Annotated in this window: 14 protein-coding genes; 7 read left to right on the forward strand and 7 right to left on the reverse strand. The window is 50.9% G+C overall.

The features are described 5' to 3' along the window. The first annotated feature begins 49 nt into the window (after positions 1 to 49). From BMY01_RS01935 to BMY01_RS17690, 6 genes are all read left to right on the forward strand, one after another. The gene (locus BMY01_RS01935; protein ID WP_074743879.1) at positions 50 to 1,186 is read left to right on the forward strand and encodes a cupin domain-containing protein; all 1,137 of its coding nucleotides are present in this window, start codon (positions 50 to 52) and stop codon (positions 1,184 to 1,186) included. 202 nt (positions 1,187 to 1,388) lie between these two features. Next, positions 1,389 to 2,432 carry an efflux RND transporter periplasmic adaptor subunit gene (locus tag BMY01_RS01940; RefSeq protein ID WP_254772555.1) on the forward strand — a complete coding sequence of 348 codons (1,044 nt, stop codon included), beginning with the start codon at positions 1,389 to 1,391 and terminating at the stop codon, positions 2,430 to 2,432. Between the two features lie 608 nt (positions 2,433 to 3,040). After that, positions 3,041 to 3,265 (forward strand): hypothetical protein, encoded by a 225-nt coding sequence (locus BMY01_RS01945; RefSeq protein WP_074743881.1) that lies wholly within the window; start codon positions 3,041 to 3,043, stop codon positions 3,263 to 3,265. Positions 3,266 to 3,430: 165 nt separating this feature from the next. Then, positions 3,431 to 3,637 carry a hypothetical protein gene (locus tag BMY01_RS01950; protein WP_254772556.1) on the forward strand — a complete coding sequence of 69 codons (207 nt, stop codon included), beginning with the start codon at positions 3,431 to 3,433 and terminating at the stop codon, positions 3,635 to 3,637. Between the two features lie 147 nt (positions 3,638 to 3,784). Further along, positions 3,785 to 4,102: a hypothetical protein gene (locus BMY01_RS01955; protein ID WP_074743883.1), complete on the forward strand. Its 318-nt coding sequence runs from the start codon at positions 3,785 to 3,787 to the stop codon at positions 4,100 to 4,102. Positions 4,103 to 4,331: 229 nt separating this feature from the next. Then, positions 4,332 to 4,508 (forward strand): hypothetical protein, encoded by a 177-nt coding sequence (locus tag BMY01_RS17690; RefSeq protein ID WP_175463186.1) that lies wholly within the window; start codon positions 4,332 to 4,334, stop codon positions 4,506 to 4,508. Positions 4,509 to 4,587: 79 nt separating this feature from the next. Here the strand turns inward: BMY01_RS17690 and BMY01_RS01960 are convergent, their stop codons facing one another. Together BMY01_RS01960 and BMY01_RS01965 are read right to left on the reverse strand one after the other, a co-directional pair. Next, positions 4,588 to 5,355 (reverse strand): MBL fold metallo-hydrolase, encoded by a 768-nt coding sequence (locus tag BMY01_RS01960; RefSeq protein ID WP_074743974.1) that lies wholly within the window; start codon positions 5,353 to 5,355, stop codon positions 4,588 to 4,590. Between the two features lie 355 nt (positions 5,356 to 5,710). Then, on the reverse strand, positions 5,711 to 8,008 hold the full coding sequence (locus BMY01_RS01965; protein ID WP_074743884.1) for an EAL domain-containing response regulator: 2,298 nt from the start codon (positions 8,006 to 8,008) through the stop codon (positions 5,711 to 5,713). 475 nt (positions 8,009 to 8,483) lie between these two features. Between BMY01_RS01965 and BMY01_RS01970 the strand changes: the two genes are divergently transcribed. Next, a complete protein-coding gene (locus tag BMY01_RS01970; protein WP_074743885.1) occupies positions 8,484 to 8,888 on the forward strand; it encodes a phage holin family protein in 405 nt (134 codons plus the stop codon). Positions 8,889 to 9,575: 687 nt separating this feature from the next. Here the strand turns inward: BMY01_RS01970 and BMY01_RS01980 are convergent. The 5 genes from BMY01_RS01980 to BMY01_RS02000 form a co-directional block, all read right to left on the reverse strand. After that, positions 9,576 to 10,301 carry a glycine-rich domain-containing protein gene (locus BMY01_RS01980; RefSeq protein WP_074743887.1) on the reverse strand — a complete coding sequence of 242 codons (726 nt, stop codon included), beginning with the start codon at positions 10,299 to 10,301 and terminating at the stop codon, positions 9,576 to 9,578. 874 nt (positions 10,302 to 11,175) lie between these two features. After that, positions 11,176 to 11,850, reverse strand: coding sequence for a dethiobiotin synthase (gene bioD / locus BMY01_RS01985; protein WP_074743888.1), 675 nt, complete (start codon positions 11,848 to 11,850; stop codon positions 11,176 to 11,178). A 14-nt stretch (positions 11,851 to 11,864) separates the two neighbouring features. Further along, positions 11,865 to 12,788 carry a malonyl-ACP O-methyltransferase BioC gene (bioC, locus tag BMY01_RS01990; protein WP_074743889.1) on the reverse strand — a complete coding sequence of 308 codons (924 nt, stop codon included), beginning with the start codon at positions 12,786 to 12,788 and terminating at the stop codon, positions 11,865 to 11,867. A 6-nt stretch (positions 12,789 to 12,794) separates the two neighbouring features. Next, a complete protein-coding gene (bioH, locus tag BMY01_RS01995) occupies positions 12,795 to 13,577 on the reverse strand; it encodes a pimeloyl-ACP methyl ester esterase BioH (RefSeq protein WP_074743890.1) in 783 nt (260 codons plus the stop codon). Between the two features lie 586 nt (positions 13,578 to 14,163). Next, a complete protein-coding gene (locus tag BMY01_RS02000; RefSeq protein ID WP_139176651.1) occupies positions 14,164 to 14,901 on the reverse strand; it encodes a hypothetical protein in 738 nt (245 codons plus the stop codon). Between the last annotated feature and the right edge of the window lie 188 nt (positions 14,902 to 15,089).

Raw genomic sequence — 15,089 nt, forward strand, 5'->3', positions numbered from 1 at the left:
TTACCCCACTGCACCTGCCTCTGTGGTGCAGTCGTTGTTACCTGATTTCATGACGAAAATCCAGCTTTTAGGCGGCATCTCGCCAAGCGACTTCCTGCGGGATCATTGGCAGAAAAAACCTTTGCTGATACGCAAAGCCTTGCCGGATTTCAGAGGACTGCTGGATGCCAATGAGCTTATCAACCTGGCCTGTCAGGAGGATGCGCAATCACGTCTGGTTACCCGCAGAAACGGGCGGTGGGAGGTGAGGCATGGTCCCTTCGCGCCTGGCGCTTTCGCGCGGCTGCCGCAGAAAGGCTGGACTCTGCTGGTGCAGGACGTCAATCACTTCCTCCCGGCGGCGCGTGAACTGCTGCTGAAATTCAACTTCATTTCGCATTCCCGGCTCGACGATCTGATGGTCAGCTATGCTCCCGAAGACGGAGGCGTGGGACCGCACTTTGACTCCTACGACGTTTTTCTGCTGCAAGGAACAGGCCGCAGACGCTGGCGGATATCGGGCCAGAAGGACAGAACGCTGGTGGCCGCCGCGCCGCTTAAGATTCTGCAGGATTTCAGGCCGGAGCAGGAATGGGTACTGGAACCGGGCGATATGCTGTATTTGCCGCCTGGCTATGCGCACGATGGGGTTGCGGTGGAACCCTGCATGACCTATTCCATCGGTTTTCGCGCGCCAACCTATCAGGAGCTCGCGACGCAGTTTCTCGTTCATCTCCAGGATAACTGCGAAATATCGGGTATCTACGAGGATCCAGATCTCAGGATTCAAACCCATCCCGGACGAATCAGTTCCGCGATGCTGGATCAGATCAACGCCGCGCTCGACAAAATTGAGTGGGACAACGTTGAAGTGGAACATTTTATCGGTATGTATTTAACCGAACCCAAACCTCACGTCTTTTTTACACCTCCCCAAGAGCCGATATCCGAACGGGAATTCGCCCGTCGGATAAGAAAAGGGAAACTGCAACTGGATCTGAAAAGCCGCATGCTCTTCAGGGGAAACAAGATTTTCCTGAACGGAGACGTATATGAAGTAGGAAAAACCGCACAACGGATATTAGGAGAGCTGGCCGATCGCCTTGCCTTATCCCCTGTGAGGGATATCGATGCCGAAACACAGGCACTGCTATATCAGTGGTACCTCGATGGTTACGTTTATGTTGAAGATACCGAGGCAGACTGATGAAATCCAGGAATCGATAATAAAAAAGAAGTAACCTGAAATCATCAAACCAACTGACAGGTGAGTAGATCCATGGATTCCGGATTCCGTTACCTTATCTGTTTAGCCGTCGGGTTATTGAGCCTGTTTCTACCGGGCTGTCGATCCAGTCATGAACCGCCAGAATCGAGGCAGACCTCCACGAATGATGAAGTGATACTTGGTGGCGATTCCCCGAAACGGTGGCGATTCCCCGAAACGCGCGTACATCAAGGACAAAATCATCGAATCAGTCCAACGCCCGCTGATGGAGCCCGTCACGGGCAAAATAGTTTACGACGAGAGCAATACCGCACGTATTTCCTCCCCTGTTTCCGGCAGGGTGACAGGCGCAATTGCCGCGCTGGGTGATCAAATCCACAATGGCGACACCTTGGTAGAGATTGACAGTCCGGAGCTGGGACAGGCTCAATCCGCCTACAGGGATGCGGTAGCCGATCTCAAACTGGCGAAACTCAACTACCAGCGCACGAAGGAACTGTTTGACAACGACATCGCCCCGCGCAAGGAGTGGGAGCTGATGGAGGACAAATTGATCCACGCACGCAGTGAAGCAGAACGGGCACGCCTCAAACTGGCCAATCTGGGTGCGAATAATCTGCGCCTCGATAACCGCTTCGTTTTACATTCGCCGATTTCAGGCATAGTTACCGAGCGAAATATCAACCCCGGCATGGAAGTAAGACCCGATCTGCCCACACCCCTATTCGTCATTTCCGACCTGGATCAATTGTGGGCCCAGATGGATATTTTTGAAAAGGATATCGGATTGATCCATGTCGGCACCACGGTGTTGCTGGAGGTGCCGGCCTATCCGGGAAAGGAATTTAAAGCGACAGTCGGCTATATCAGCAAGGTGGTGGATGAAACCACGCGAACGGTAAAAGTGCGATGCATTGTGCCCAATCTGGAAAGAAAGCTTTTGCCCGCGATGTTTGCTCGCGTCACGGTACTGAGCAATATTGATGATTTATCGATCATCGTTCCGCTGGACGCCCTGTTTGTCGAGGATGAATCCGACTGGGTATATGTGAACGCGGGGGACTATCACTATCAATTGCGCCGGGTCAAAGTAGGCCTGCGCCTCAAGGACCGCGCGGTCATCCTTTCCGGCCTGGAGCCGGGTGAACGGCTCGTGGTGAACGGCGCCTTGATGCTGCGCGCCGAGCAAAAGACAGAGCGGCAAGCCAAAGAAGGCAGACAGTGATTCCAGATCATTGCGTACATAACCCTGATCGGAACGGAATTCATGCCTCAACTGGATGAGGGGAATATCTGACTCACCATCACCTTACCACCCCCATTTTACTGGATAGAGTCGGATTCCTCTGGCACAACTGGCAGAGATGGAGGTCAATGGAGGTGCCTCCAGGAGCAGCGCGAGGATCCCATGAGGCGCAATCAAGTGCAACCTTCTCGCCCTAATGAAAGAGCAGAAACAATGACTTTCACGTTATCCGCATCCATTATGCGCCCACCTCTGCCATAGATATGGCCATCCTTGGACAGTGAGCATTTCTCCCAGGATAAAGAAATAGAAATGCAATCTGCGGGTTCTTCGAGTCCCGTTCCAGTAAAAAATGGATACCTCAACCGACCTTCAGTTAAAACCAAAAACCTTATAATGGAATGGCGTAAAATACCAACGACTAGACAATATTTCCTAATTCTGCTATTAAAGTAATGGCAATTCTGCTATTACGATAGGTGCTGCTAGTTGGTGGTCCGGTTGGTGGTCCGCTCAGATTTGAATGGCCGAAACGCTCTTGTAACTTACCCATGATTTGTTATAAACCTTATAAGGAGATTAAAAAAATGAAGTACTCGCTCCTCGCTGCAGCGTTGGTAACATTGGCATTTTCCGCATGCGATCAAATGAAACAGCACCAACCGGGGGAAGGAAAACCCGGACAATATCCGCCGAGCCTTTGGGAGAAACGTGAAGGACAGCTCAGTGATGCGGATATTGAAGCGGCCCAGAAAGATGGTGCCGGGACGGAGACAAAGAAAGATGAACCACCGAAAGATGAGGCAAAGTAACAATACGCCTAACCAAGCGTTAAAAAGGCCGTCCCCCGGGACGGCCTTTTTTATAGCCCAAGCCTAGGCTCCGTTCCAGGGTGAGAAGGACTGAAACAAGGGGATTTGAATCCTCAAACGCTTCTGTTACACTATCGTTTTTGTACTCTATAGGATGATTGAATAATGAAATACTCACTCCTTGCCATTGTGTTGGCAGCCGCTGCGCTGTCCGCTTGTGAATACAAAAAACATCCTATGGATAAACCGCCTCCCTCCGCAATGGTCGAGCGTGATTCGGCGCCCGATTTCGGCGAACTTGATAAGGAAGAAGCTCCGGGCAATGCTTCCGGAGCTACCGGAGATAACGCCAAGCAGGCTCCAGCGCAATAGCACAAAAGGCAAAGCATTTTCGTCAGTCAATAATTGCGGATCAGCCAGCTCAATGTTGGATATAGCAAATTTCGATTGAACGGAAATTTTTTACTATATAATATGATTCCCGTCATATCATTTCATTTTTATTAAGGACGCTCGACAATGAAACTTTCACTTATCGCCGCAGCTTTGATGGCAGCACTCGCTCTTTCCGCATGTAAAAGACCGGAACAGGCTTTGCCTGCGAATTCGACATCGTATGGAACCCGGACTGAAGAGGGTACGACTTTGGATCAAGAGCGTGGCGCGGCTGCTGGCGACAAGAGTTCAGCTGCTCCAGCCGGTGAGTCAACCGCTTCAGCCGCTGGCACAAGTCCGGATGATGAATACTCCGGCCAAGCTGTTCTCCCTGGGCATAAACTCGACGGGAATGGCAATCCCCTTCCAGAGGGACAAAGCGCAATACCGGAAGGACACTAAGCCTCGGTCCCAGGCAAAAAAAAGCCATCCTTTCGGATGGTTTTTTTTTGCTCCAAATAGTCGAGATCCCCGGATGACAGGAGCAGGCGAACGGCACTTGCCTGATAACCTGCTACCTCCCGCACCGCTCATCAGCGATCCTATCCTCCTTATTCTCCTTGTCTCTTGAAGGACAAAGACATTCCGATGTAGAATGTTAATTTCATAATTAACTATCAAGAGGGAATAAATGATAAGACTCTCACTCCTGGCTGCCACAGTAGTGCTGACAATGACCGCTTGTGGCAAGCCGAACCAGGCGCTTCCCGAGCAGGAAAAGGAAAACTACTCGAAAATCATGTCGCAAGGATCCTCAACTCCCGATCAGCCTGCTGTCGAATCCGACACTTCTTCCGAAGTAAAGTAAAACGCTTTTTAACGTAATAAATGAAGCCGTCCCAGGACGGCTTTTTGTTGTTTTATTGGTTTTTGTTTTGCTGTTCCTGTCAGAACAACTGACGCCATCCAAAACCCTCGCTCTGGGTGGCTACGCCAATCCAGGCTGCTTCGCAGTTTAAAGCATCGCTCAGCATTCCCTGCACAAGCAGGGGTGTATTGTTCTTTTGGCTCAGATGGGCTGCTATGACATGCTGCAGGCGGTTGCAATTGAGTTTGGCGAGAAGACTTGCCGAAGCAGCATTCTCAAGATGACCGAAACGCCCTCCCACCCTTCGCTTCAGGCTTTCCGGGTAATCGCTGTTTGCCAGCATCCGAGCATCATGGTTGCATTCCAGCACAAGAGCGTCACAGTCACTCAGTACCGCTTCGATATGGGGAGTTGAGCAACCTGTATCAGTCAATACGCCCAGTCGCAACGAACCGTTTCCAAACACGAATTGCGCAGGTTCCTGTGCATCATGCGGAACCGGGTAAGGTTCTACTTCAATGTCCCCGATGGAAAAACGCTGGTAACCTTCTATGGTATTGACTCTTGGCAGTTTCCCAAACGCTTTCCCCGCACTGCGCAACGTGCCATGGGTCAACCAGACAGGGATACCGAACTTGCGTGCAAACCGGGCAACACCGCAAATATGATCGCTATGCTCATGAGTTACGACAACCGCATCTATCGTGTCCGGTTCGAGATCAAGTCGGGCGAGGCGAATAACGGTTTCCCGGAGCGTAAAACCACAATCCAGTAACAACCGGGTGTTCCCCGCCTCGACTACCAGAGCGTTGCCCTGCGAACCACTTCCCAAACAGGCAAAGCGCATGCTCATGAACAAAAGAAATTATGAGGGATAAAAGAAAGTGATAAGAGGCAACGGGTACATATTTTACCCGTTCCAGGCCCCAACGGTAATGCTCTCCGTCCTGATCCCGAATTTATTCCCCCTCTTCTTCTTTTCTCTTTCCGCTCGGCTTGGGTGCGGCGCGCGATTTAGCGACCGTCGCAACGCTCGATGCAGATGCCAAGGAACCGCTGAACGAATCCTTCGCAGGTGCGGGAGAGGATTTGTTCAGGGATTCCCCAAGTCCTCTCGATAGTTCATGTTCTTTGGAAATTCTCTATGAGAAGCATGTTGAAATTCCGGCTGGAGGTGACGGAGAAATCTGCCAGACTCAATCTCAAGGACTACAGGCAGATTCGCCAGTATTAGGCCGGCATGAAGTGGGTTTAAGCCGCCGGTTTCCGCTCAACAGCAATTGGGATATTTCGTTTGCCGGGAGCGGAGGTGACAAGTAGAAACCCTGCACTTCGTCACACCCTCTTCCTTTCAGAAAATCAAATTGTTCGGCAGTTTCCACACCCTCCGCTACCACTCTCACATGAAGGCTGTGCGCCATATCGATGATGGCAGTGGTAATGGCGGCATCGGCGGAATTTGTAGTGATCTCCTGGATAAAAGAACGGTCGATCTTCAGCACATCTATTGGAAACCGTTTTACGTATGACAGGCTTGAATAACCAGTTCCGAAGTCATCGATCGAGATCTGGATTCCGAGCACCTTCAATCTCTGCAGAATACTTACTGTCTTCTTTGCATGCGTCATCAAAGAGCTTTCCGTCAGCTCCAGTTCCAGCAGATCGGAATCGATGCTGTTTTCCCGCAATGCTCTTTCCGTCTGCAATTCGAATTCGAGGAGTGCGGGCTGGATGCCGTTGGCCTGAGTTGCCCGAATAACATCCTCGTTTAAAGTGCTCCGCGAAAACTGTCTTCCCGAGACATTGACCGAAACCGGGATTTCTCCTATCCCCGCATGACGCCACTCCGCAATCTGTCTGCATACGCTCTCGATAACCCAAGCGCCCACTTGGGTTATCAATCCGGTCTGTTCGAGTGCCGGGATAAATTCCAGCGGCCCCACCACGCCATGTTCGGGCCGCTTCCATCTCAGGAGAGCTTCCATGCCGGTGACCCATCCGCTGGAGAGATCCACCTTCGGCTGATAATGCAAGACAAACTCATCCCGATCGAGCGCCTTTCGCAAAGCATTTTCCTGGTCAAGTTTCTCGATTGCCCGGACATTCATTTCTGGCGTAAAGAAGCGATAGGTGTCCCTGCCTGCCGTCTTGGACCGATACATCGCAGTATCCCCATTTTTTACGAGCGTATCGGCATCGACCGAATCTATCGGGTACACGCTGATTCCGATACTCGCCGTTACCGTGACTTGATGGCCCTGTAAATCGAAGGGTTGGCGCAATGCTTCCCTGATCTTGCTTGCCACCAAGCCCGCATTCCCCAAATCGTCAGCACTGACAAGAATGCAACCGAATTCATCTCCTCCGATGCGCGCCACGATATCGGTTACACGCAGGCATTCCAGCAAACGAAGACTGAACTCACGCAGCAGTTCATCTCCCAGTGCAAAACCCAGCGTATCATTTATATTTTTGAAGTTATCAATATCGAGAAACAATACTGAAACGATCCGATGATTCATTTCAGATTGTTTGATTACCTTGCGGAGTGACTCATAAAACAGGACACGGTTGGGAAGATGCGTGAGCGCGTCATAATGGGAAACCTGCAGCAACTGCTGATCCGCCTGCTTGCGCTGGGTGATGTCATCCATTACCCCTACGATTCGATGCACGCCGGCTGAATCCTTGATCGGGAAAGTGCGCGAATGGACCCATCGTATCGACATATCTGGTAATAGCAAGCGGTAATCATGGTCCAGGCCCCCTAGCGGCAGATCTGCGGCTTCGCGCAGGACACGTTCCATGTCTTCCGGGTGCACAGGTTCGAAAATCGTTTCCAGCCTATCTCCCCGGCCAACCCGCTGTCCTGTCATTTTCTCCCACTCAGGGTTAATATAGCGAAAGGTTTTGTCATGGACATCCCAGATCCAGAACACTTGGGGAAGATTACCCGCAAGCTGATCAAACAAATCTCCAGTTTCCCGGGGAAAAATTTTATCCTCTGGCACGCCTTTACTACGTACAGCAAATTTCTGCAGCTGTTTCTGCAACTGCCTGATTTCAAGCACGTCATGAACATGCATCAACATCTGCAGACGGTCAAAAGGCTTGGTAATAAAACCTTTGGCCCCTGCCTCCAAGGCTCTCTCTTTATGCTGCGGCTGGGCAGTGATTACCAGGACGGGAAGAGCCGTGCGCTCACCTTGAGATTGAATCTGAAGCCCGCTTTCATATCCTGCTTCCGATTCTATTTGCGATTCTATTTCTCTCAAACATTCCATCACCTGAAATCCATCCATTCCCGGCATCATCAGATCGAGGAGGATGAGATCGTACCGATTGGTGCGATGAAGATCACATACTTCCCGGGGATTCATGGTGCAGGTAATTGAAGTGTAACCCGCGCTCGAAAGCATGCCCTGAAGGAGTTCGACATTACCTTTCCGGTCGTCGACCACTAAAATCCGGGCATTAAGAATATCGGAAGAAGACGTCATCGAATTTTCCGTTTTAATACTTGTTTAACGCTGGCGCCGTCCACGGCTAATAATACATTTTTGTTCCGATTCTCAACCCAATCTGCTGCTTTGCGCATAGCATCGCTCGCCGCTTGCATGCCAGATTGTCCGGATTTACCCCTTATGTAGATGGGGGCGAAGATGCCGCATCATAATCCTGTTCACGCCCCCCTACAACATCTGTAGAAGCTTGGAATACCACAGGACAGATACCGCTGGACTCGCAATCCATCAGAACCGATACCGAAACGCCGCACTTTGAAAATAAGCAGGATCTGTGCCACCCGCTTGGCCCCGCCGTGCAAGCCGTTCTTCCCAAACGACAGTCGAATCGCTGTAAAATTTACCGATACCCCTGAAGACAAATGTACTATCATGCCAAACTCTCTGCGCTCACCTGGCGGTAGCTGCTAATATACCAATTAAATATGACCCCGGAAATCAGGACTGAAAAATGCTGGATAACATGATGGCATTTCTGGCTCATTGGGGTGTCACATCGCTCTCGCTATGGATCGCAAGCCTGATGTTTCAGGGGATTTCATTCAGCAGCAAAAAATCTCTGTTCATATCCGCTTTGCTGTTGGGCCTGGTCAATGCTGTCGTAAAACCAGTCATCATCATTCTGACCATCCCGCTGACATTGATCACCTTCGGCTTTTTTTTGCTGGTTATCAATGCCCTTATGATGATGCTGGTATCGGCACTCGTGCCCGGATTCAGGATTTCTGGATTCTGGACTGCCTTTTTTGCAAGTATCGTTGTCACGGTCGTCAGCCTGTTCATCGGCACGATGGTATTTCAACCCGAAAAGAACTATTTCGAGATGCCCCCTCAGCAAAAAGGCGTGATGATCTGAGGAGGCGAAAAGTTATCATGGCAAGGCAACTACATGTTGCCCCCTTCGGTCCGCCTGGAAATACCCCCGGCGCGATCCATTCACCTCGCATGTTGGTAACACGCATTATGAACTGTTGATCCAATGCGGCGTTAAGCCGGTTCATCCCCGCAGATCAGACTGTGAAAAAACTCCTGGAGCTTTTTTAGAAGTGGGAATGCAGTTGATTTTTTAGGTTATATCACTGAGTGAAGTGGGATGCAGAATGTGCTAATGATGCTAATGACGATAGAGGCCGTCCTGTTCATCGCACTGGTTTTTTTGCCCAGATGGGGAGGTGACCACCGCTGCTGATCGCGTCCTCTCTCGTCATACCGAAGTCGTGAGCGACAGGCATGCTCAAACCCATCGGCGAGGTGCTGGAACGATAGCCAGGACATATCATCCACAGCAAAGGTGCCTGCAGCTAAAGAAAGTGGAAAGCTGTACTTTCCACCTATACCATGTCCGGCCTGAAAGCTCAATTCGAGGTCAATTTTGCTCTCGATGAGGCAAGAAGAGCGGATAGGAATGCCTTGAAAAACGATTTGTCCGGAGTACACCTGTTTTCCTGTATTCGATTTCACGGTCACCTGAACATTGACTGAAACCCCTCTTGCAGCGGAAATGGATGAAAACCATACTGGGGCTATACCCCCCAATCCGAGTTCAGGAAAGATAGCCTGTCGCACATTGAAAATTCATCTCCTCCTCGTAGGCGTCCAAGGAATGTGTGATTCCATCGGGGATGTTCAGCAAGGTGTCGATCTGGAAAAGAAACGGTAATTGAGAGGGCGACCACGCATTTATCCCTTCCCAGTCGCACGCTAATTGCCAGATATTCCTACCATTCCTACCCCCGTTGTTGCATATGGAGTGAATCGACTCGTTGGGGGTGTGGTGAAGAAAGCGCCCCATTCCCTCTCGGCAAAAATCGGCATATTCACGTGTAAGCAGGATAAACTCATGCCAGGCAGCGTCAACCACGCGCGAAGGCATTGATAAAGGTCGGCCCGAAGTTTTAGAAAGCAGAAAGAATTGGCGAAGTCCCAATGTGACGAGGGACAACTGTTCGGCGGAAAGGTGTGGATATCGCTCCTTGACTCGCTCTTCGATAAGGGAAGGGAATGTGTAAGTCTTGAGAAACTGGATTTGGCGTTGGTTAGCGCGTTCCTCCCAGTATTGGAATAGCGGGGGGAGAAAAGGTAGGGCAGCCGGAAAGAGTCCGAGCAGTTGGCCGTACGCTGTTTTGCTTGTAAAAATTACAAGACACGCAATCGCTGTCCAGAATACTAGAGAGAGTAAATCTACATAAGGCGACTCTTGCCTTGTCCGCAGAACGGCAGGGGCCAGCAATGCTTCGGCAGGAGGGGGAATATACTCGTAAGGCTTCATAGTAAATTTGCAATATAGATTTTATGGAACCGAAACATAAACGAATATCCAGCCTGGTATCTGTTGTCACAACAGTAAAGGTACGCCCTTGCTATGCATAGGAATACCAGGGCTTGAAAAGTGGGTGGATTTAATGAAGCAAGCTTTCACGCTCTTCGGCACCCCTTTCGGCCCGTTGCCTGTATCGATAAGCGGACGTCCACGTTCAAGAGCGGGGCGAGAGCAACAAAATGGTCTTTGATTTCGTAATCCCATGAGCCTACTGTAGCAGCAGCCGGAAAAGAGTACATGCATAGAACTACGTATTCGTTTTGTGTATTTCTGCGCTTGTTCGGCATTTCCTATGTGAATTGAACAGCTCAACCTGGAGCAGTGTCAGGTTAGACCCCGAGCTCGGATTGAGACAATTTCTTCGATTCCTGCAAGGAGAACGACATGAAGCAGCAGAAACCGGATAGGACCATACGACTGAAGAAACTAGGCGAAGAGCCCATTGCTCGCACGTTGCCTCGCCTCGTTTGGCGCTCCACTGCATGCAGGTAGTACCTTTGAGGTCGAGTAAGCTGACGCGCTTGACCGGATTTTTTCATACTGTTCTTGGTGGTAATCGCTCGGACGATGCGTTAAGTACCGCGGCTACACATTTTCTGACATGCTCGACAGGGTATTTCAGTAATTCCGGAACGACTCCCATTGGACTGAAGTACACCTTAACGGCTCGATAAGGAGGCTGGAAGGAAAAGGTAAGAAATTTCGGTCTCGGGCTAAAGGAAAAGCGACCCATACCCGACTTTGATGTCGAGAGATATACCGAACTACCAAGCGGCTTTGATATTTGAGATTGGAAATTAAAGCGTACTTAATTTGCCGCCTACTACCCCTGTATCATCGAAATATCCAGCAACACCGATAGTTTTGCGCTATCGAGACTTTGTTCAAACGGCAGTACGCCCAGCAAGGGACAGTCGAGCCGCCGCTCCAGAGCAAGCATGTTCTCCTCGAAAGCCGCCATTTGGGGATCGATTCGATTTGCCACCCATCCCGCCAGCGAGAGTTTGGCTGCTCGAACGGCATGGGCCGTCAATAGCGCGTGGCTGATACAGCCAAGCCGCATCCCCACCACCAGCAGGACCGGCAAATCCAAAGCCTGCACCATAGCTGCCATGTCCTCATGGTCGTTCAAAGGAACAAGAAATCCGCCTGCTCCTTCCACGATCACGATATCCGCTCTTTTTCTCAATTCAAGATATGCCTGACGAATGACTTCGAGATCGATTTCAATGCCCGCCCTGCTTGCGGCAATATGCGGAGCAACTGGAGGAACAAGCGCATAAGGATTGATATGCTCGCGTCCCACGGAAACGCTGCTTGCCGCAGCAAGTAATTCGACATCAGGCCACGTTCCGTTTTCGTATCCGGCTGCGACGGGCTTCATGCCCGCCACAGTTTTTCCCGTGGCAGCAAAGGCATGCAGCAGGGCGCAGCTCACGCGTGTTTTGCCTACGCCGGTATCTGTCCCGGTGATGAAATATCCATTTCCCACTCCCATAAAGCGAAATACCCTTATTCCAGACCGATGTGGCGGCGTGTTTCGGGTGTAAGAATGGATGTTCGGGACACTGGTTTCCAGGCATGGCCATACACCACTTCAAAAGTCGCTGGCAATTTTCCCCCTGTACGCAGCGCCTCATAATGGCCAACTGCTTTTTGCCATGCATTTTTCCCGGTCAGCCCGCGGGGTCGCGCCCCGGTGGCATTATGAGCGCCGATGGCTTTGAGATCGCGCATCACGTCGATAACTTCGTCATAGGTCAGGGTAATATATTCCATATCCATCACCGGTGTTGCAAAACCGCTATGCACTAGCATGTCGCCTATGTCGTGCATATCCGTAAAGCGATTGATATGACTGTAATCATCCGCATGGCGAAAAGCCTGTCGCAACTCTTTCAGCGTATCCGGCCCGAAAGTGCTGAACATGAACAAGCCACCGTTTTTCAGGATACGCCGTATCTCGTCAAAGGTTTTTTTGAGATCATTACACCATTGCAGCGCCAGATTGGACCAGGCAAGGCCGGCGCAGGAATCTTCCAACGGTAGTTGCTCAATATCACCTACAACATAACGGACCCGGCTTGTACGCTGATTGCGGCCCATCCCGAACAACTGGCGCCAGCGGGGGATTGTGGAATTCACTCGCTGCCGGGCTTGGTGATGCATGCCGGTCGCAATATCGATGGCGAGCATGGAGGCGTCCGGATAACGTTCAAGCAGTTTGCAGGTGCCGTAGCCGGTGCCGCTTCCGGCATCGAGAACAACATCGGGCGTATATTTGATGTATTCAAGGCGGGACAGCATCCGGTCGCACACTTCACGCTGAAGGATCGCCGCCTGGTCATATATAGGCGCAGCTCGTTCAAACGCCCTACGCACCCGACGCTTATCGATGAAGTGATCGTAATTTACTGCAGACTCATTTGCACTCATTTGAACTCATCTGGCGAAGCGAACGATATTCGCAATGAATTTATCAGGATAGGACAAGAAAGGCACGTGACTGCAATTCGGTAGCATGGCCAGCTCGACATCCTGAAATTGCTGCTTCATCCATCCCGCTGCCTCGGGGTGGGCAATGACATCGTTCTCGCCGTGTATCAGCAAAGCGGGTTGAACGATGTTTCGCAGCTTTCCACGAAGGTCGTTCGCAAGCACGATCTGTAACCCCGCGTCCAATGCCTCCGGCTCTGGCGTACAGCGCTCGAACAAAAGTCTCCGCATCTCGGGCAATACCTTCCCCGCATCTCCTCCCCCACTCACCTGTAGGGTAAGAAATCGCTTCATGGTGGTACTGAAGTCTCGTTTGAGATTTTCCGCAAATGCCTTCAATGTCAATTCCTCCATTCCCCATTGCCAGTCCTCGCGTTTGACGAAGCTGGGCGTGGTGGAAGTCAATATGATTTTCTTCACGCGCCCCGGCTCGCGCAATGCGAGTTCGATTGCGAGTTGTCCCCCCAGCGACCATCCACAAATTACACACCCGGAAGGTAGAACCTCCATCACCCTCTCGACCATGTCCTCGCTGACACCGGTTTTCTCTCCAGTTTTGTAAGGGGAGGCCCCCCGGCTGAATCCGTGACCCGGCAAATCGATGAGATGCAAGCGGAAATGCTGGGCCAGTGAGTGTCGGGTGCTACCCCACATTCCGCTGTGCATGGCCCACCCATGCAGCAGAACGAGATCGGGACCTTCACCGAGAGATTCCACGTAAAGGCTCACTGATTATTCCACATTGCATTGGTAGGGCATCGCCCTTACAAGGCGCATGCCGGATTAAGGAACCTCTGAACAAATCCTCGGCAGGGGCGTTGCTGTCAAAATCGGAATAATCACGAGAGAGCGCACGAAGTGGCGCCCAGAGCATAGCCCAAGGATTCCGTAAAGGGGAGCGGGTAGCGTCGGGGGCACAACGATCGCGACTGAATCTGGGCCAGTATCCCGCCTCGAGATCGCATCTTCCTTCGGAAGATACTGTTCCTCTCCCCGAGATCGCACCATTCGCGTCGTCGCCTTTCGTGCATCTCATCCCGCAAAGCGTCGCGCTTGAGAGGGAGTCGTTCACGAGTTCCCTAATAATTGACGTAATTTGAATATCGGAAAGATAACAAGTCAAATTGCCCTCTGTAGATGCCGGCTCATCAACGGGAACGTTCGGTAAATTATGTAGGTTGGTTGGTTCATTCGACACCACAAGCGAAGATTTATCAGTTCCTGAACCTCCGGCAACAGGAGTAAGGTTGCCTCCATGCAGGAGGTAGGGAGGCAATAAGGGGGGAGAGAGGATACAAATCAGAGTACAGTCATCTCAGTCTTTCAACGGGAGTACTGCGGCATCTCGCGTAAGAGAGACTTGTGATATGGCTTCAAGATCGTGCGCGACATAAAGCTTTTCAAGAAAAGACCTCTCCGGAAATGGGCGTCCTCCACTCACTCCATACCATCTGTCAATTTTTACCCGACTACTCTGTTCATTGAATTCGTCGATTGCAAGTAGCACTCCAGCAAATTTATGATTGAATAAAAACTCGATATCGTCGAAGTAAAGCGGAACCTGCCACAGCATTTTCATATCGGGATTACGAAATATTTGAAGTGCCTCACAGGTAGACGAATATAAATCGAGATCGAACGATGCAAACCCGATAGGCGGGGGTCGAAATTCTTCGAAAAATCTCGGAACGGTATCCCTTACATTTCCAAGAATAAATGTGGTTCGATCTGTCAGGAAGGAGCGTAGCCTCGGTTCATCCATAGCATAGTCGCCAGGCTTCCACGCATCCGGGTGATCTCGATAATCCCCGATAAAGGCCGGAAGTCCTTGAGACCCTGCATCAAAACCATAGACCTTGATTCCAATACCAGTTTCACGTTCGACTGCCTCTGCCTCCCTTTGAAGTGTGACTAAGCCATTACCCCCCGCTACGCCAAATTCTATGACGGATATCTCCGGAACCTTTTGCTTAAGCGCTTGCTCAGCTGCGGTAAGCACTCCCAGTAGGTAAGCGGGCCGCTTCGATAACTCCCACAGCGACCGAGTCTTCACTGATACATTGAATTGCTTTAACAGAGCCCTGACCAAAATTCTAAATGGTGGTTCCATTCCGAGACGGACTAGGAATCTCCATCTACCTTCATCCATTTCCAGATCTCCTTGGAAAAATTCAAATACTACTTGAGCGCCACTAGGGAATGTCTTACTTTTACGGGTCCGTTTTGTCCGACGAGACTTCT

The organism is Nitrosospira multiformis, from assembly GCF_900110185.1.
GTDB lineage: Bacteria > Pseudomonadota > Gammaproteobacteria > Burkholderiales > Nitrosomonadaceae > Nitrosospira > Nitrosospira multiformis_A.